This is a genomic window from Streptomyces sp. NPDC025651 (assembly GCF_055558735.1).
This window is the reverse complement of the sequence record NZ_JBVHLZ010000003.1, coordinates 684,777-702,620: the sequence shown is the minus strand read 5'-3', so window position 1 is coordinate 702,620 and position 17,844 is coordinate 684,777. Positions and strand designations below refer to the sequence as shown.

Sequence of the window (17,844 nt, the reverse complement as noted above, 5' to 3'; positions counted from 1 at the left end):
TGGCCCCGGGGACGGCCGGATCGGCGGATGTGCTGGACTGGAGGACAAGGATCCGCACACCACCGCTCGGGAGCAGCCTTGTCCGACACGTACCGCCAGCCCGGAGTCGTCCTCACCGACCGCCGCTTCGACGTGCCGCTCGACCACGACGATCCGGCGGGGGAGCGGATCGAGGTCTTCGCCCGCGAGGTGGTCTCCGCGTCCCGGGGCGGCGCCGACCTGCCCTGGCTCGTCTACCTCCAGGGCGGCCCCGGCTTCGGGGCGACCCGCTTCAGCGGCACGGAGTCCTGGCTCGGCCGCGCCCTGCGGGACTTCCGTGTGCTGCTCGTCGACCAGCGCGGCACCGGCAGCTCCACACCGGCCAACCGCCAGACGCTCCCGTTGCGCGGCGGCCCCCGCGAACAGGCCGACTATCTGGTCCACTTCCGCGCCGACTCCATCGTCCGCGACTGCGAGGCGATCCGCCGCGAGGTGACGGGCGGCGCCCCCTGGAGCGTCCTCGGGCAGAGCTTCGGCGGATTCTGCGCCACGCACTACCTGTCGGCGGCGCCCGAGGGCCTGGAGACCGCGCTGATCACCGGCGGCCTGCCCTCGCTCGACGGCCACGCCGACGACGTGTACCGGGCGACCTACCCCCGCATGGAGCGCAAGACCGCCGCGCACTACGCCCGTTACCCCCAGGACGTCGAGCGGGCCCGCCGCGTCGCCGCGTACCTCGCCGAGCACGAGCCGGTGCTCCCCAACGGCTACCGGCTGACCGTGCCGGCCTTCCAGTCGCTCGGCATGCTGCTCGGCACGGGCGACGGCAGCCACCGCCTGCACTACCTCCTGGAGGACGCCTTCGTGCGCACCCCTGCGGGCAGCGTGCTCTCCGACGCGTTCCAGGAGAACGTCGCGACCCAGCTCTCGTACGCGGCCAACCCGCTCTTCGCCGTCCTGCACGAGGCGATCTACGGCCAGGGCGAGCGGCCCACCGCATGGGCGGCCGAGCGGGTGCGCACCGAATTCCCGCAGTTCGACACGGAGAAGGCCCTGACGGGCGACGCTCCGCTGCTGTTCACCGGTGAGGCCGTGCAGCGCTGGATGTTCGACAGCGACCCGGCGCTGCGCCCGCTGCGCGAGACCGCCGAACTGCTCGCCGCGCGCACCGACTGGCCGCGCCTGTACGACCTGGACCGCCTCGCCGCGAACGAGGTGCCCGCGGCCGCGTCGGTCTACCACGACGACATGTACGTCGACGTCGAGTACTCCCTGCGCACCGCCCGCGCCATCCGGGGCCTGCGGACCTGGGTCACCGACGAGTTCGAGCACGACGGGCTGCGCGTGGGCGGGCCGCGCGTGCTCGACCGGCTCATCGCGATGACGCGGGGCGAGGCGTAGCTCCGGGGTATCGGGCCCAACTCGTCGTCGGACCCCGGCGATAGAGTGGGGATCATGACCGAGCCGCAGACCACAGCCGCGCCCGCCGACCAGCTCGCGCCCATGCCCGAGGACTGGCGGCGCGCGCTCGCCGTCGTCGCCCACCCGGACGACCTGGAGTACGGCTGCGCGGCGGCCATCGCGTCCTGGACGGACGGCGGCCGCGAGGTCGCCTATCTCCTCGCGACCCGCGGCGAGGCGGGCATCGACACGATCGACCCCGCCACCTGCGGCCCGCTGCGCGAGCGGGAGCAGCGGGCCTCCGCGGCCGTCGTCGGCGTGGACACCGTCGAGTTCCTCGACCACAAGGACGGCGTGATCGAGTACGGCATCGCGCTGCGCCGCGACATCGCCGCCGCGATCCGCAGGCACCGCCCCGAGCTCGTCATCACCCTCAACCACCGCGACACCTGGGGCGGCGTCGCCTGGAACACCCCCGACCACGTGGCGGTCGGCCGCGCCACGCTGGACGCCGCGGCCGACGCGGGCAACCGCTGGATCTTCCCGGAACTCATCGAGGAGCAGGGCCTCGAGCCCTGGAACGGCGTGCGGTGGGTCGCCGTCGCCGGTTCGTCGACGCCCACGCACGCGGCGGACGCGTCGGCGGGCCTTGACCGCTCGGTGGCCTCGCTCCTCGAACACCGCAGCTACATCGAGGCGTTGACGGACGAGGACCCCGAGAAGTACTGCCGTACGTTCCTCACGGGCAACGCGCAGGCGCTGGCCCCGCGCTTCGGAGGGAAGCCCGCGGTGGGGTTCGAGGTGTTCAGCCGGTAGGTGCCCTCAGCCGGTGGGCGTCCTCTGCCGACATCCGGCAGGCGTCTTCTGCCGACGGGCCCGCGCCCTTAGCCTGACGGGTCATCAGGTCCGTCGGCGCAGGGGAGCGCGCGCATGATCGACACCATCGGCACGGACATCCCGGAGGGCGAGGAGCGGCTGCGCCTCGACGTCGAGGACGGGCTCGGCGTCCTCACCCTCTGCCGCCCGCGCAAGCTGAACGCGTGGAGCTGGGAATCCACCCGGCAGTTGGGCCTCTTCGCCGACCGGATCCGCTTCGACGACTCCGTCAGGGCGGTGCTGCTGCGCGCCGAGGGCCGGGCGTTCTGCGCGGGCATCGACATCACGGCGCCGGGCGGCGCGATCACGGGCCGCTCCGGCGCCGAGCACGCCCGCAACTACTACGAGGCGATGCGCTGGGTCCACGAGCGCTTCCGCGTCTTCGCCGAGCTGCCGCAGCCGGTCGTCGCGGCCGTGCAGGGGTACTGCCTGGGGTTCGGCTTCGAACTGGCCCTGATGGCGGACGTGCGGATCGCGGCGGACGACGCGGTGTTCGCGCTGCCCGAGGCGCGGCTCGGCGTGGCCGTGGACGCGGGCGGCGATCTGCGCATCGCCCGCGAGGCCGGGGCCGGCTGGGCGAAGCTGCTCGCGCTCACGGGCCGCCGGATCGACGCCGCAACGGCCGAGCGGCTCCGGCTGCTCCAACAGGTCGTCCCGGTCGGCGACTTGGCGAAGACGGCCCGCGCGCTGGCGGCCGAGATCGTGGCGAACGGGCCGCTGGCCGTGCAGGGCATCAAACGCGGCATCGACGCGTACGCCGACGCGGGGATGGCCGGGGCGCTGGACCGCGTGGCGATGAACGCGGCGATCACGCTCACGTCGGAGGACTCGCGTGAGGGGTACGGGGCGCAGGCGGCGGGGCGGGGAGCTTCGTTCGAGGGGAAGTGAGAGCGGGCCGTCGGTTCAGGGCGCGGAGCGGGGGGAGGGGGGCTCAGGGCGTGAACTCGCCCCGCCCCAGCTGCTCGCGCACCGTCGTCACCGGCGGGCTCACCACGGCGCGCCGCTGCCAGTTCGCGCCGTCCACCACCAAGGTGTGCCCCGTGATGAAGCGGGCGTAAGGGGAGGCCAGGAACGTGGCCGCCCAGCCCAGTTCACGGGGCAGGCCGACGCGGAGTGCGGGCTGGCGGGCGGCCGTGTCGCGGGCCCGGTCGAGGTTGCCGCGGATGTCCGCGGTCATGTCGCCGTGCGGCATCAGGCCCGGCACGAGGCCGTTGACCTGGATGCCGTACGGCCCCCACTCCACGGCGAGGGTCTCCACCAGGCTCTTGACGCCCGCCTTGGCCGCCGCGCTGTGGGCGAAGCCGGGGCCGCCCGTCCAGGCGTACGAAGCGCCGACGTCGATGACCGAACCCGGGGTGCCCGCGGCCAGGTGGCGGCGGCCGAACTCGCGCGTCATCAGGAACGTGCCGGTGAGGGTGATGTCCACGACCGAGCGCCAGGCGTTCGGCGACATGTCCTCGGCCGGTACGGGGAAGTTGGCGGCGGCGTTGTTCACCAGGACGCCGGGCAGGCCGTATGCCTCCTGCGCCGCGTCGAAGACCTCCGCGACGCGCTCGGCGTCCCGGACGTCGCAGACCGCGGCCGTCACCCGCCCGCCCAGCGCCGCCAGTTCGTCCCTGGCCGCCTTGAGCCGCTCCTCCTTGCGGCTCGCGATCACCAGGTCGGCGCCGAGCCGCGCGAACTCCGCGGCGACGGCCTTGCCGAGGCCCGTGCCGCCGCCGGTGACGAGGACGACCGTCCCGTCGTACGTGCCGGGCGGCAGCGCGCTCGCGCCCGGCGGGGGAGGAGCGGGCAGACCGGGCAGCGCGCGGCCGGGCGCGGAGGGCCGTGGGGCTTCGTCGTCCGTCATGCGCGCATCGATACCGCGTACGGGACGAAACCTCCATGCCCGATATCCGATTCCGTGCGCCGCGGGGCTGTGGCAGCATGCCGCGATGATCTCCAACTTGCCCGTACCGCCGGTCGTTCCCGCGGGTCGCATGGCTGGTGTCCGGCAGCCCGTGCTCGACCTCCCCTGCGGACTCGAACTCCGTCCCTGGCACGTGGACGACGCCGACGCGGCCGCGCTGGGGGCCGCGGGGCAGGATCCCGGGATCAGCCGGTGGAACCTCCTGCCCGTGGAGTCGCGGGAGGAGGCGGCCGGCAGGATCGAGCGCATGCACGAGCGCTGGCGGGCCGAGACGGGGGCGATCTGGGCGGTCGCGCGGCCGGAGGGCGGCGCGGCGATCGGGCTCATCGGGTGGGGGGACATCGACCTGGAGGGCGGCAGCGCCGAGATCGTGTACTGGCTGCTTCCGGCTGCGCGCGGCGGCGGTGTCGCCGTGGAGGCGGTGCGGCGGGTGAGCCGCTGGGCGCTGGACCTCGGCCTGCACCGGCTGCGGCTGTGTCACTCCGTGGCCAACGCGGCGTCGTGCCGGGTGGCGGCCAAGGCCGGGTACGGGTTCGAAGGCACGATGCGGGGGGCGTTGTTGCATGCGGACGGGTGGCATGACCAGCACCTGCATGCCCTGGTTCAGGGCGATGCCTGTTGAGGGGGTGGTGGGGGTGCCGGGAGTGCCGGGAGTGCGTTTGGGGGTGGTGTTCGGGTGCGGGTTTGATGTGGCTGGTCGCGCAGTTCCCGCGCCCCTTACAGGGCGCAGTTCCCCGCGCCCCTTACAGGGCGCAGTTCCCCGCGCGCTTTACGGCGCGCTGGTCCGGCCCGCCCTCCGCCGGGCCGCCTCCGCTTCGATGCCCGTCATCACCAGCTCGGCATTGATCACCGTGCCCGCCCGGTAGCCGGCGCTCGCCGCGTTGATCACTTGCTCCATGGGGCCCGCGGCGTTGCCCACCGCCCAGACGCCGGGGACCGTGGTGCGGAAGGCCTCGTCCACCGCCGGGTACGGGCCGAACGGGGTGTCCCGGAACTCCGCGCCGAGCGTGTCCAGGAGGTCCTCCCGCGGAACCGGCTTCGAGGCGACGAACAGCACCGAGCGGGGGACGACCCGGCCGTCGGCCAGCCGCACGCCCGTCAGGCGGCCGTCCACGACCTCCAGGCCCGCGACCTCGCCCTCCACCACCTGGACCCCGGCCGCCGCGAGGCGCTCCCACTCCGCGTCGGGCAGCTCCCGCACGGCGTCCAGGAACAGCGTCACGTCCTTGGACCACTGGGTGACGAGCAGCGCCTGGTGACTGCTGAAGGGCTCCGAGGCGAGCACGCCGAAGGCCTGGTCCCGCACCTCCCAGCCGTGGCAGTACGGGCAGTGCAGCACGTCGCGGCCCCACAGCTCGGCGAGCCCCGGCACGCCCGGCAGTTCGTCCACGACGCCCGTCGCCAGGACGACCCGCCGCGCGCGCACCGCCCCGCCGTCCGCGAGCCCGACCTCGAACCCCCCTTCGCCGTCCGGGTCCGGGGACAGCGCCGTCACGCGGTTGCGCACGATCTCCACGTCGTAGCGCTCCAGTTCCCCGCGCCCCTCGGCGAGGAACTCGGCGGGGGGCATGCCGTCCCGCGACAGGTAGCCCTGCATGTGCGCGGCGGGCGCGTTGCGCGGATCGCCCGCGTCGACCACCAGGACGCGCCGCCGGGACCGGCCGAGCACGAGGGCCGCGCTCAGGCCCGCCGCGCCGCCTCCGACGACCACCACGTCGTACGCCGTCTCCTTCTCCACAGCGTCCTCCGCAGCCTTCTCCGCAGCGTTCCGCGTCGCGTTCTTCAGAACGTTCCTCATGGCCTTCTCCTTCGGGTTCTCGTTCCGGGCGCGGTGACCGCCTCTGTCAGGACCATCGCCCCATGGATGCGATTTCGACAAGCTCCTTTGCCGATAGTGCAAAAGATGCGCCATAGTGGAGCCATGAGCGAAGAGACGGAAGCGCCGGAGGAGGTGGATCAGGTCCTCACCGAGGTCGGCCCCAGGCTGCGCCGCATCCGCAAGGAGCGCGGCGCCACCCTCGCGGGCCTGTCCACCGCCACCGGCATCTCGGTCAGCACCCTGTCCCGCCTGGAGTCGGGCCACCGCAAGCCCAGCCTCGAACTGCTGCTGCCCATCGCCCGCGCCCACCAGGTCCCGCTGGACGAGCTGGTCGGCGCCCCGCCCGTGGGCGACCCTCGGGTCCGCGCCAAGCCGATCGTCCGGCACGGCCGCACCATGCTGCCCCTGACCCGCCAGCCCGGCGGCCTCCAGGCGTACAAGGTGGTCGAGCCGGCCCGCACGGCGGCGGCCCCGGACCCGCAGACCCACGAGGGGTACGAGTGGCTGTACGTGCTCTCGGGAAAGCTGCGGCTGATCCTCGGTGACCACGACGTGGTGCTCGGCCCCGGCGAGGCCGCCGAGTTCGACACCCGCGTGCCGCACTGGTTCGGGGCCACGAGCGAGGGAGGGGCGGAGTTCATCAGCCTGTTCGGGCCGCAGGGCGAGCGGATGCACGTCCGGGCGCGCCCCGCGAAGAAGGGCGGCGAGGGGAGCGCGGACTGACCTTCCCCGCACTGTTCCCCTAGGGGCAAGCGACCGCTTAGTATGCGGTCGAGCACGGTCTACGACAGCCCCGTGGAGGCCCCGCATGCAGGCATGGCAAGTGCACGAGAACGGCGAGCCGGGCGAGGTGATGCGCCTCGCGGAGGTGGGCCGCCCCGAGCCCGGTGAGGGCCAGGTCCTGTTGAAGGTCCGCGCCGCGAACATCAACTTCCCGGACGCGCTGCTCTGCCGTGGCCAGTACCAGGTCAGGCCCCCGCTGCCGTTCACGCCCGGCGTGGAGATCTGCGGCGAGACCGAGGACGGCCGCCGCGTGATCGCCAACCCCGCGCTGCCGTACGGAGGTTTCGCCGAGTACGCCGTCGCGGACGCCGCGGCCCTGCTGCCCGCCCCCGACGCGCTGGACGACGCGGAGGCCGCCGCGCTGCACATCGGCTACCAGACGGGATGGTTCGCCCTGCACCGCCGCGCGCACCTCCAGGCGGGCGAGACCCTCCTGGTGCACGCGGCCGCGGGCGGTGTCGGCAGCGCCGCGGTCCAGCTCGGCAAGGCGGCCGGAGCCAAGGTCATCGGTGTCGTCGGCGGCCGGGACAAGGCGGAGGTCGCGCGCGAACTCGGCTGCGACGTCGTCCTGGACCGGCGCGCGGACGACGTGATCGCGGCCGTCAAGGAAGCCACCGGCGGCCGCGGCGCCGACGTGGTCTACGACCCCGTGGGCGGCGACGCGTACGCCAAGTCCGCGAAGTGCGTGGCCTTCGAGGGCCGCATCGTCGTCGTCGGCTTCGCCAGCGGCGCGATCCCCTCGCCCGCCCTGAACCACGCCCTGGTGAAGAACTACTCGATCGTGGGCCTGCACTGGGGCCTGTACAACACCAAGGACCCGCAGGCCGTCCTGCGCTGCCACGAGGCGCTGACCGAGCTCGCCGCCAAGGGGGCCGTCAAGCCGCTGGTGAGCGAGCGGGTGTCGATGGCCGAGGCCGCGGCCGCCGTGCAGCGCGTCGCGGACGGCGTCACGACCGGCCGCGTGGCGGTCCTTCCGCACGGGGGTGCCGCGTGACGGACGCCGCCGAACTGCGCAGCCGCACCCAGGAGTTCCTCGCCGCGCACCCGCCCGCGAGCACGGACCGCGCCGACTTCCTCAAGGCCCGCTTCGACGCCGGACTCGCCTGGGTGCACTACCCCGAGGGCCTCGGCGGGCTCGGCGCGCCGCGCTCCCTGCAGGCCGTCGTGGACGCCGAGCTGGAGGCCGCGGGCGCGCCCGACAACGACCCGCGCCGCATCGGCATCGGCCTCGGCATGGCCGCGCCGACCGTCCTCGGCTTCGGCACCGAGGAGCAGAAGCGCCGCTTCCTGCGCCCGCTGTGGACCGGCGAGGAGGTGTGGTGCCAGCTCTTCAGCGAGCCGGGGGCGGGCTCCGACCTCGCGGCGCTCGGCACGCGTGCCGAGCGGGACGGCGACGGCTGGATCGTGAACGGGCAGAAGGTCTGGACCTCCAGCGCCCACAACGCCCGCTGGGCCATCCTCATCGCCCGCACCGACCCGGAGCAGCCCAAGCACCGCGGCATCACGTACTTCGTGTGCGACATGACCGACCCGGGCGTCGAGGTGCGGCCGCTGCGCCAGATCACCGGCGAGGCCGAGTTCAACGAGGTCTTCCTCACCGACGTACGCATCCCCGACGCGCACCGCCTCGGCGGGATCGGCGACGGCTGGAAGGTCGCGCAGACCACGCTCATGAACGAGCGCGTCTCCATCGGCGGCATGCGCATCCCGCGCGAGGGCGGCATGATCGGCCCGGTCGCCGCGACCTGGCGCGAGCGCCCCGAGCTGCGCACCCACGACCTCCACCAGCGCCTGGTGAAGCTGTGGGTGGAGGCAGAGGTCGCCCGGCTCACCGGGGAGCGGCTGCGCCAGCAGCTCGTCGCGGGCCAGCCGGGCCCCGAGGGCTCCGGCATGAAGCTCGGCTTCGCCCGCCTCAACCAGGAGATCAGCGGCCTGGAGGTGGAACTCCTCGGTGAGGAGGGCCTGTTGTACGAGGACTGGACGATGCGGCGGCCCGAACTGGTCGACTTCGTGGGCCGCGACGCCGGCTACCGCTATCTGCGGTCCAAGGGCAACAGCATCGAGGGCGGGACCAGCGAGGTCCTGCTGAACATCGTCGCCGAGCGTGTCCTCGGCCTGCCCGCCGAGCCGCGCACCGACAAGGACGTCGCCTGGAAGGACCTCGCGCGATGAGTGACCTGCTCTACTCCGAAGAGGAAGAGGCGCTGCGCTCGGCCGTGCGCGGCCTGCTCGCCGACCGCTGCGGCGCGACCGCCGTCCTCGCGCGCGTCGAGACCGACCAGCCGCACGACCGCGAGCTGTGGAAGGCCCTCGGCGACGGCATGGGACTCGCGGGCCTCCTGGTGCCCGAGGAGCTCGGCGGCCAGGGCGCCACGCACCGCGAAGCGGCCGTCGTCCTGGAGGAGTTGGGCCGGGCCGTGGCGCCCGTGCCCTATCTGACCAGTGCCGTCGTCGCCACGGAGGCGCTGCTCGCCTGCGACCCGGGCAACGGGAGCGAGGCCGCCGAGCTGCTCGGCGCCCTGGCCTCCGGGCGCACGGTCGGCGTGCTCGCGGTCGCCTTCGCGGCCGCCCCCGGCGCCCCGTTCGCATCCGTACGCCATGAAGGCGGCGCCCTGCGCGGGGAGTTGACCGGCATCGCGGACGCGTCCTGCGCCGATGTGCTGCTCGTCCCCGCCGACGGCGCGCTCTACGCGGTCGACACCGCCCAGGACGGCGTCACCGTCACGCCGCGGACCTCCCTCGACCTCACGCGGCCGCTCGCCACGGTCACCTTCGACGCGGCACGCGCGCGTGCGCTCACCCAGGACGCCGACGCGGCCGTGCGGCGCGGGCTGCGCGCCGGTGCCGCACTGCTCGCCTCCGAACAACTCGGCCTCGCCGACTGGTGCCTGACGGAGACCGTCCGCCACACGAAGGAGCGGCACCAGTTCAACCGGCCCGTCGGCTCCTTCCAGGCGCTCAAGCACCGGCTCGCCCAGCTCTGGCTCGAGGTCGTCAACACCCGCGCCGCCGCCAGGAACGCGGCCGACGCCCTCGCCTGCGGGAGCCGGGACGCCGACGTCGCGACCGCCCTCGCGCAGGCCTACGCCTCGTCCGTCGCGGTGCACGCCGCCGAGGAGGCGCTGCAGCTGCACGGCGGCATCGGCATGACCTGGGAGCACCCCGTCCACCTGTATCTGAAGCGCGCCAAGGCCGACTCGATCGGCTGCGGCACGGCAGGCCGGCACCGCGAGGCACTGGCCGGTCTCGTCGACCTCGCGGCCCCCTGAGCCACCGGTTCCCCTTTTCCATGCAGCCCGCACGTACCACGTGCGGGCTGCGCGTTTTACCGCTTCCTTACGTGAGGCATAATTGCGAACCGTTCGCAACAACAGATGATCTCCGGTAGGGATGTGGAGCATGAGGGCCCGATCGATACGGGGCACAGGCGCGCTGGCGGCGGCGGCCGCGATAGCGGTCGCGGCCTCCGCCTGCTCGGCGCCGGGCGACGGCGGCGGCGCGGGCGGCGCGAAGGACTCGGCGGTCGTCGGCATCGCGTACGAGCCCGAGACCCTCAGCCCGCTCCTCGGCTACGGCAAGGACGGCAACTCGAAGATCTTCGACGGGCTGCTCACGCACGACGCCGACATGAAGCTCCGGCCCGCGCTCGCGGCCGAGCTGCCCAAGGTCGCCGACGACGGCAGGACCTACACGTACAAGCTGCGCAAGGGCGTCAAGTTCAGCGACGGCAAGCCCTTCTCGGCCAAGGACGTCGTCTTCACCTACGAGACGATCCTCGACAAGAAGACCAACAACGCCTCGAAGACCGAGCTCGACGCCCTCAAGAGCGTCGAGGCCAAGGGCGAGGACACCGTCGTCTTCCACCTGAAGTACCCGTACGCGCCGTTCGCCGAGCGCACGGTGCTGCCGATCGCCCCCGAGCACGTCGCGGGCAAGCAGGACGTGAACACCGGGGACTTCACCACCAAGCCGATCGGCACGGGCCCCTACGAGCTCGTGAAGTGGTCCAAGGGCGAGAAGCTCACCTTCAAGGCCAACCCCGACTACTGGGGCGGCGCGCCGAAGATCAAGAACTTCACGATGGCGATCATCAAGGACGACGACATCCGCGCCACCCGGCTCGACGCCGGAGAGCTCGACGGCGCGATCCTGCCGCCCAACCTCGCCAAGAAGTACAAGAACGACGGCGACAAGAAGACGTACGCCGCCAAGACCTTCGACTACCGCGTCGTGACGCTGCCGACCGGCAACAAGGTCGCGGGCGACACCGACGTCCGGCGCGCCCTCGACGTCGGCGTGAACCGCAAGGCGATGGTCGACTCGATCCTGTACGGCGAGGGCAAGGAGGCCTACGGGCCCGTCCCGACCGACAGCCCTTGGTTCACCAAGGGCACCGAGCGGGGGTTCGACGCCGGTAAGGCCAAGAAGATCCTCGACGACGCCGGGTGGAAGCCGGGCAAGGACGGCATCCGCGAGAAGGACGGCGTCCGGGCGACGTTCCCGCTCTGGTACCTCTCCGGCGACAAGCTCCGCCAGGACCACGCCCTCGCCTACGCGTCCGACGCCAAGAAGCTCGGCATCAAGGTCGAGGTGCAGTCCGGTACGTGGGAGGTCATCGAGCCCCGCATGCCCAAGGACGCGGTCCTCGCGGGCGGCGGCTCCCCGGCCGACCCGGACTTCGACCAGTACACGCTCCTGAAGTCCTCGCTCGCCGGCGACGGCTTCAACAACATGGCGCACTACGACAACCCCAAGGTCGACAAGGCCCTGGAGGACGCCCGCAAGAGCGGTGACCACGCCAAGCGCCAGGCCGCGTACGACACCATCCAGCGCGAGCTCGTGAAGGACCCCGGCTACACCTTCCTCACGCACATCGACCACCTCTACGTCGTCGACAAGCGCTTCGGCGACCTGTCCACGCAGGTCGAGCCGCACGACCACGGCCTCGCGTCCGGTCCCTGGTGGAACGTCGAGGACTGGCAGCCGAAGAAGTGACACCGGCGATATCGAAGGACCCGGGGAAGGCGACGCGCCGTCGCCTTCCCTGGGGGCCGATGGCACGGCTCGTGGGGCGGCGGGCCCTGTTCGCCGTCCCCGTCATGCTGGTCGTCACCTTCGGCGTCTTCGCCGTCGCCGCGGCCTCGCCCTTCGACCCCGTCAAGGCCTACGCGGGCACGGCGGGGCTCACCGCGTCGCAGGAGAACCTCGACCAGCTGCGCGCCAACCTCGGCGTCGACAAGCCGCTGGCCGGGCAGTGGTGGGACTGGCTGACCTCGGCCCTCACCGGTGACCTCGGGAACTCCAGCACCCTGCGCCAGCCCGTCGCCGACGCCATCGGCGAGCGCATCGGCTGGTCGGTGCTGCTCGCCGCGACCGCGTTCGTCGTCGCGATCCTGCTCGGTACCGCGCTCGGCGTGCTCGCCGCGCGCCGCCCGGGCGGCTGGCTCGACCGCGTCGTGACGTCCCTCGCGTACACGCTCGAGGCGGCGCCGCCCTTCTGGCTCGGCCTGCTCGCCGTGTGGCTGTTCGCGCTGAAGCTCGGCGTGCTGCCCTCGGGCGGCCTCACCGACACCGCGAGCTCGACCGTGACGGCCGGACAGGTCGCGAGCCATCTCGTGCTGCCCGCGGGCGTCCTCGCGATCTCGCAGCTTCCCTGGTTCGTGCTGTACGTGCGCCAGGGCGTCGGGGACGCGCTCGGCGACGACCCCGTGCGCGGGGCACGCGCGCGTGGCCTCGCCGAACGGACCGTCCTGCTCGGGCACGCCCTGCGCTCCGGAATGCTGCCCGTGCTCACGCTCATCGGCTCGCGCGTGCCCGAACTGATCACCGGGGCGCTGCTCGTGGAGACCGTCTTCAGCTGGCCCGGCATCGCGGCGGCCACCGTGCAGGCGGCGACGTCCGTGGACTTCCCGCTGCTCGCCGCGCTGACCGCGCTCGCCACGGTCGCGGTCCTCCTGGGCAACCTCGTGGCCGACCTGTTGTACGGCCTCGCCGATCCGAGGGTGGGATTCGATGGCTGAGACGGTCAAGGCGGTCGCCGGAGCCGGTACGGCTGACCGCGCATGGCGCGCCCAGGGTGGCGTACGCCGCTCCACGCGCGCGTGGCGGGTGCGTTCCTCCGCGGTGATCGTCGCCGCGGTCGTCCTCGCCGTCCTCGTCGTGCCGCCGCTGGCGCACCTCGACGAACAGGCCGTCGACCTGGCGGCCAAACTCCGGCCGCCGTCCTGGGAGCACCCCTTCGGCACCGACGACGTCGGGCGTGACCTGCTGCTGCGCTGTGTCTACGGGCTGCGGGTCTCGCTGCTCGTGGGTGTCGTCGCGGCCGTCGTCGCCACGGTGATCGGCACGGCCGTGGGCGCCCTCGCCGCCGCCTCAGGGGGCTGGGTGGACCGGATCGTGATGCGGCTCGTGGACGTCTTCTCGTCCGTGCCGCACCTGCTGCTCGGCATCTTCATCGTCGCGATGTTCCGCCCCGGGGTGTGGCCGGTCGTCGTCTCCGTCGCGCTCACGCACTGGCTGTCCACCGCCCGCATCGTGCGCGCCGAGGTCCTCTCCCTGCGCTCGCGCCCCTACGTCGACGCGGCCATCTCCGGCGGCGCCTCACGGCTGCGCGTGGCGGTGCGGCATCTGCTGCCCGGCGTCCTGCCGCAGGCCGGACTCGCGGCCGTCCTGATGGTGCCGCACGCCATCTGGCACGAGTCGGCGCTGTCCTTCCTCGGCCTCGGTCTGCCCACCCACCAGGCCAGCCTCGGCACGCTCGTGCAGAGCGCGCGCGGCTCGCTGCTCGCGGGCGACTGGTGGCCGACGCTGTTCCCCGGCCTGTTCATCATCGTGCCCACCCTGGCGATCGCCGGCCTCGCGGGCGCCTGGCGGGAACGGATCAATCCGCGGCGCCGATCGGAGCTCATGCTGTGACGGTCACCGACTCCGCGCCCGTGCTGTCCGTGCAGGGCCTCTCCGTACGTTTCCGCATGCGCGGCGGCAGCCATGTCTCGGCCGTCACCGACGCCACCTTCGACCTCGCGGCGGGGGAGTGCCTCGCCCTGGTCGGCGAGAGCGGCTGCGGCAAGTCCGTGCTCGCCTCCGCGCTGCTCGGCCTGCTCCCGCAGAACGCGGAGACCGCCGGGTCCGCGCTCCTGGGCGGCGCCGGCGGCACGGACCGCCTCGACCTGTTGACGGCCGACGAGGGCACTCTCGCCCGCGCCGTGCGGGGGCGGCGCGTGGGCCTCGTACCGCAGAGTCCCGCCGCGCACCTGACGCCGGTACGGACCGTGCGCTCGCAGCTGGAGGAGACGCTGCGCGAGCTCGTGGGCGTCCGGCGGCCTCAGCTGCGGGCCGCGGCCGTCGAGGCCGCCGAGCGCGCCGCGTTCCCCGTCGGGCACCTCGACCGCTACCCCCACGAGCTGTCCGGCGGCCTCGCCCAGCGCGCCGCCACCGCCCTCGCCCTCGTCGGCGACGCGCCGCTGCTGCTCGCCGACGAGCCGACCACGGGACTCGACCGTGACCTCGTGGACCGCACCGTCGACGAGCTGCGCCGGCACGTCGGCGAGGACCGCGCGCTGCTGATGATCACCCACGACCTGGCCGCCGCGGAGCGGATCGCCGACCGCGTCGCCGTGATGTACGCGAGCCGCGTCGTCGAACTCGCCGACGCCGCCGACTTCTTCGGCGCCCCCGGCCCCCGGCACCCCTACGCCCGAGGGCTCCTGAACGCCCTGCCCGAGCGCGCCTTCACGCCCGTCCCCGGCATGCCGCCCGAACTGTCCGCGCTGCCCGATGGATGTGCGTTCGCGGCGCGCTGCGAGCGGGCCGACGAGGCGTGCGCGGCCGTGCCCGCGCTCACCGGCGGGGCCGCCTGCCACCATCCCCACGCGGACGTGCTGGAGGCGCCCCGTGCTTGAACTGCGCGCCATCACCGCCGGATACGACCGCCGCGCCCCCGTCGTGCGGGACATCGATCTGTCCGTCGCCCCGGGCGAGTCGGTCGGACTTCTCGGCCCCAGCGGCTGCGGCAAGTCGACCCTGGCGCGGGTCGCGGCGCTGCTGCACCGGCCCGACGCCGGGCAGGTCGTCATCGACGGGGCGGCCGCGAAGGGCTGGCGCCACCGCGCGCCCCGCGAGCAGCGGACCGCCTTCGGCGTCGTCTTCCAGCAGCCGCGGCTGTCCGCCGACCCGCGCCTCACCCTCACGGACCTGATCGCGGAGCCGCTGCGGGCCGTGGGGCGGGCCTGCGAAGTCGCCGCCCGCGTCGCGGAGTTGGCGCCGGTCGTCGGGCTCGGCGTCGACCTGATGGGCCGGCGCCCGCACGAGGTCAGCGACGGTCAGCTGCAACGGGCCTGCCTGGCACGGGCGTTGGTGCTGCGGCCGCGGTGGCTCATCTGCGACGAGATGACGGCGATGCTGGATGCGTCGACGACTGCCGCGTTGGTTCATGCCGTGGAGGAGTACCGGGCCCGGTCCGGTGCGGGGTTGCTGGCCGTGGGGCATGACCGCGTTCTTCTTGAGCGGTGGTGTGATCGGACTGTTCGGTGGGAGGAGCTGTCCGAGTAGGGGGCGCCGTGGTCTGTTGGCTTCGGGGTGCGGGTCGTTCGTGGCTGGTCGCGCAGTTCCCCGCGCCCCTTTCAGGGGCGCTGCCCCTCAGGGACGGGGCACGACCCGCACTTCCGTACCGCCCTTGCGGATCGCCCTGATGTCCTCCTGTCCGAGCCCGTCGTCCACCACCAGCAGGTCGAAGTCCGACAGCGGTGCCAGCGCGTAGAGGCCGTCGCGGGTGAACTTCGTGTGGTCGGCCAGCAGGACGCGGCGCGTTGCCGCCGCCATCATCGCCCGCTTGACCTGCACCGTCTCCGGTGACGTGTGATAGCAGCGGCCGCGCGTCACCGCGGTCGTCGACATGAACAGGACGTCCGCGCGGAACGCCTCGACGCTGTCGGCCGTGTGCAGGCCCATGAAGGCGTCGTACGCCGGGAAGTAGCTGCCGCCGAGCGCGATCAGCGAGACGCCGGGCTCCTTGGCGAGCGCCGTGATCGCGGGCAGCGAGTTGGTGATCACCGTCAGCGGCGTGCGCTCGGTCAGGAGCCGCGTCAGGTGCAGACACGTCGTGCTGTCGTCGAGCAGCACCGTCTGCCCCGGCACCAGCTCATGTGCCGCGGCCCGGGCGAGCTGCTGCTTCGTCTGCGCCATCGTCGACATGCGCTCGGCCACGCTGCCGTGGAACTGCGCGGACGGCAGTCCCGTCGCGCCGCCGCGGACCTTGCGCAGCCAGCCCTGCGTCTGCAGGAAGTCCAGGTCGCGGTGGATCGTCATCAGGCTGACGCCGAACGCGTCGGCGAGGTCCGCGGCGCGCACGAAGCCCCCTGCGACCACCGCCTCGCGGATGCGTACGCGCCGCGCCTCGCGCACGTCCGCCCGGTCCGCCGTCGCCATGCCGCTCTCCCCGCTCTCCGGCCTGCCGCACCGTGCTCCGCCTGCCGCACCGTCTGCCGCGCCGTGTGAAGTCTCCGAGTGATGATCTCATGGATTTCACAGGGCGCCCGGGTGGCCACCGGGCCGCCGTGCTGCTGGGAGCCGGGGGACCCAAGTCCTTCTCACACGGCGGAAGTCCTTTGTCACGGGAGATGTCGGCCAGCGATTGACGTGGATTTTCAGCCAGCTGTTAGCTCGTTCCTGCCAGCGCTGATCGCCCACTCGTCGCGCACTCGTCGCCGCCTTTGCCGCAGGGGAGCTTCAATGACGAACACCCCGAGTTCCGTCTTCACACGACTCGGCATTCCGCCCGCCCTCTCCTGGGGATACCTGGGCCTCCTGATCTTCATGACCGGCGTCGGCGTCGAGGCCGGCTACCTCGCGCCGTATCTGGAGGGCCTCGGCATCCCGGCCTCCGACGTCGCGATGGTCTTCACCGTGTACGGCGTCACGGGCGCCGTCGCCGCCTGGTTCGCCGGGGCGCTCTCCGACCTGTGGGGGCCGCGCCGCGTGATGTGGCTCGGTCTCGTCGCCTTCGCCGTCACGCACGTGTTCTTCCTGACCGTGGCGATCCCCGGCAAGGCGTACCCCCTGCTGCTCCTCGGCTACGGACTGCGCGGGCTCGCCTTCCCGCTCTTCGCGTACGCCTTCCTGGTGTGGATCGCGGCGGTCGCTCCGCAGCGGCAGATGGGCAGCGCCATGGGCTGGTTCTGGTCGGCGTTCTCCGCCGGGCTGCCCACGCTCGGCTCGCTCACCGCCAGCCTCCTCATCCCGCACGTCGGGGAGCTCGGCACGCTGTGGGCCGCGCTCGGCGTGGTCGTCGTCGGCGGGCTCGTGCCGCTCCTCCTGATCCGGGAGCCCACCGGGTCCGGGCGGCTCGCCCCGGCGGGGGAGAGCCCGATGGCTGGGCTCGTCGGCAGCCTGACGATCCTCAGCCGCAACCCGAGGGTGGGCGCGGGCGCGGCCGTGCGCATGCTCAACACCGCGTCGCAGTTCGGCTTCCTGGTCATGCTCCCCACCTGGTTCGTCAAGGAGATCGGGCTCTCCGACGCGCAGTGGCTGCGGCTGCTCGCCCTGATGTTCGCCACCAACATCGTCACGAACCTCCTCTTCGGGGTGGTCGGCGACAAGGTCGGCTGGCGCACCACCGTCGCCTGGTTCGGCGGCGTGGGCTGCACGCTCTCCACCCTCGTCCTGTACTACGTCCCGTCCGCGGCCGGTCCGCAGTACGCCCTGTGCGTGCTGGTCGCGGTCCTCTACGGCGCGACCCTCTCCGGGTACGTCCCGCTCTCCGCGCTGATGACCGCCATCGCGCCGACCCACAAGGGCCAGGCCATGGCCGCGCTGAACCTGGGCGCCGGTGCCTCCACCTTCGTAGGACCCCTTGTCGTCGGTCTCTTCCTCGGCCCGCTGGGGGTGGGCGGCGTGGTGTGGATCTTCGCAGGGTTCCACGCGATCAGCGCGCTGCTCACGCTCTTCCTGAGGACCACCGCCCCCGACGCCGCCTCCGGGGCGTCCACCCCCGCGGCCGACTCCGCGGTACGCCTGCCACAGCCGCTTCCCGCCGACGCCCAGGGACTCGTCGGCACACCCGCCCCGAAGGGACTGTGAC

Annotated in this window: 17 protein-coding genes; 14 read left to right on the top strand and 3 right to left on the bottom strand. The window is 73.1% G+C overall.

Going from position 1 to position 17,844, the window contains the following annotated elements:
- Positions 1-78 precede the first annotated feature (78 nt).
- The 3 genes from ACZ4D5_RS15340 to ACZ4D5_RS15330 all read left to right on the top strand — a co-directional run bounded on the left by ACZ4D5_RS15340 (position 79) and on the right by ACZ4D5_RS15330 (position 3,144).
- Entirely contained in the window at positions 79-1,380 is a 1,302-nt protein-coding gene (locus ACZ4D5_RS15340; protein WP_467772841.1) for an alpha/beta fold hydrolase, read from the top strand.
- 54 nt (positions 1,381-1,434) lie between these two features.
- Positions 1,435-2,196, top strand: coding sequence for a PIG-L deacetylase family protein (locus ACZ4D5_RS15335; protein WP_467772840.1), 762 nt, complete (start codon positions 1,435-1,437; stop codon positions 2,194-2,196).
- Between the two features lie 114 nt (positions 2,197-2,310).
- Positions 2,311-3,144 carry an enoyl-CoA hydratase/isomerase family protein gene (locus tag ACZ4D5_RS15330; RefSeq protein WP_467772839.1) on the top strand — a complete coding sequence of 278 codons (834 nt, stop codon included), beginning with the start codon at positions 2,311-2,313 and terminating at the stop codon, positions 3,142-3,144.
- A gap of 43 nt (positions 3,145-3,187) precedes the next feature.
- Here the strand turns inward: ACZ4D5_RS15330 and ACZ4D5_RS15325 are convergent, their stop codons facing one another.
- Positions 3,188-4,105: an SDR family oxidoreductase gene (locus tag ACZ4D5_RS15325; protein WP_467772838.1), complete on the bottom strand. Its 918-nt coding sequence runs from the start codon at positions 4,103-4,105 to the stop codon at positions 3,188-3,190.
- 85 nt (positions 4,106-4,190) lie between these two features.
- Between ACZ4D5_RS15325 and ACZ4D5_RS15320 the strand changes: the two genes are divergently transcribed.
- Positions 4,191-4,787 carry a GNAT family N-acetyltransferase gene (locus ACZ4D5_RS15320; protein WP_467772837.1) on the top strand — a complete coding sequence of 199 codons (597 nt, stop codon included), beginning with the start codon at positions 4,191-4,193 and terminating at the stop codon, positions 4,785-4,787.
- A 147-nt stretch (positions 4,788-4,934) separates the two neighbouring features.
- Here the strand turns inward: ACZ4D5_RS15320 and ACZ4D5_RS15315 are convergent, their stop codons facing one another.
- Complete coding sequence (locus ACZ4D5_RS15315) at positions 4,935-5,963, bottom strand: NAD(P)/FAD-dependent oxidoreductase (RefSeq protein ID WP_467772836.1); 1,029 nt, start codon at positions 5,961-5,963, stop codon at positions 4,935-4,937.
- A gap of 123 nt (positions 5,964-6,086) precedes the next feature.
- Here ACZ4D5_RS15315 and ACZ4D5_RS15310 point away from each other — a divergent pair, with 123 nt between their 5' ends.
- The 9 genes from ACZ4D5_RS15310 to ACZ4D5_RS15270 all read left to right on the top strand — a co-directional run bounded on the left by ACZ4D5_RS15310 (position 6,087) and on the right by ACZ4D5_RS15270 (position 15,317).
- A complete protein-coding gene (locus tag ACZ4D5_RS15310; protein WP_467772835.1) occupies positions 6,087-6,707 on the top strand; it encodes a helix-turn-helix domain-containing protein in 621 nt (206 codons plus the stop codon).
- 85 nt (positions 6,708-6,792) lie between these two features.
- Positions 6,793-7,761, top strand: a complete 969-nt coding sequence (locus ACZ4D5_RS15305; protein ID WP_467772834.1) for an NADPH:quinone oxidoreductase family protein — start codon at positions 6,793-6,795, stop codon at positions 7,759-7,761.
- Complete coding sequence (locus ACZ4D5_RS15300) at positions 7,758-8,939, top strand: acyl-CoA dehydrogenase family protein (RefSeq protein WP_467772833.1); 1,182 nt, start codon at positions 7,758-7,760, stop codon at positions 8,937-8,939. Before ACZ4D5_RS15305 ends, ACZ4D5_RS15300 begins: the two co-directional genes overlap by 4 nt.
- On the top strand, positions 8,936-10,036 hold the full coding sequence (locus ACZ4D5_RS15295) for an acyl-CoA dehydrogenase family protein (RefSeq protein WP_467772832.1): 1,101 nt from the start codon (positions 8,936-8,938) through the stop codon (positions 10,034-10,036). The genes ACZ4D5_RS15300 and ACZ4D5_RS15295 overlap by 4 nt, the downstream gene beginning before the upstream one ends.
- Positions 10,037-10,166: 130 nt before the next feature.
- Positions 10,167-11,762, top strand: coding sequence for an ABC transporter substrate-binding protein (locus tag ACZ4D5_RS15290; protein ID WP_467772831.1), 1,596 nt, complete (start codon positions 10,167-10,169; stop codon positions 11,760-11,762).
- A gap of 59 nt (positions 11,763-11,821) precedes the next feature.
- Complete coding sequence (locus tag ACZ4D5_RS15285) at positions 11,822-12,787, top strand: ABC transporter permease (RefSeq protein WP_467772830.1); 966 nt, start codon at positions 11,822-11,824, stop codon at positions 12,785-12,787.
- Complete coding sequence (locus tag ACZ4D5_RS15280) at positions 12,780-13,682, top strand: ABC transporter permease (protein ID WP_467772829.1); 903 nt, start codon at positions 12,780-12,782, stop codon at positions 13,680-13,682. Before ACZ4D5_RS15285 ends, ACZ4D5_RS15280 begins: the two co-directional genes overlap by 8 nt.
- 56 nt (positions 13,683-13,738) lie before the next feature.
- On the top strand, positions 13,739-14,668 hold the full coding sequence (locus ACZ4D5_RS15275) for an ABC transporter ATP-binding protein (protein ID WP_467773031.1): 930 nt from the start codon (positions 13,739-13,741) through the stop codon (positions 14,666-14,668).
- On the top strand, positions 14,661-15,317 hold the full coding sequence (locus tag ACZ4D5_RS15270; protein ID WP_467772828.1) for an ABC transporter ATP-binding protein: 657 nt from the start codon (positions 14,661-14,663) through the stop codon (positions 15,315-15,317). The genes ACZ4D5_RS15275 and ACZ4D5_RS15270 overlap by 8 nt, the downstream gene beginning before the upstream one ends.
- Positions 15,318-15,404: 87 nt before the next feature.
- Here the strand turns inward: ACZ4D5_RS15270 and ACZ4D5_RS15265 are convergent, their stop codons facing one another.
- Complete coding sequence (locus ACZ4D5_RS15265; RefSeq protein ID WP_467772827.1) at positions 15,405-16,193, bottom strand: DeoR/GlpR family DNA-binding transcription regulator; 789 nt, start codon at positions 16,191-16,193, stop codon at positions 15,405-15,407.
- 303 nt (positions 16,194-16,496) lie between these two features.
- Between ACZ4D5_RS15265 and ACZ4D5_RS15260 the strand changes: the two genes are divergently transcribed.
- Positions 16,497-17,843: an MFS transporter gene (locus ACZ4D5_RS15260; RefSeq protein WP_467772826.1), complete on the top strand. Its 1,347-nt coding sequence runs from the start codon at positions 16,497-16,499 to the stop codon at positions 17,841-17,843.
- The last annotated feature ends 1 nt before the right edge of the window (position 17,844 follow it).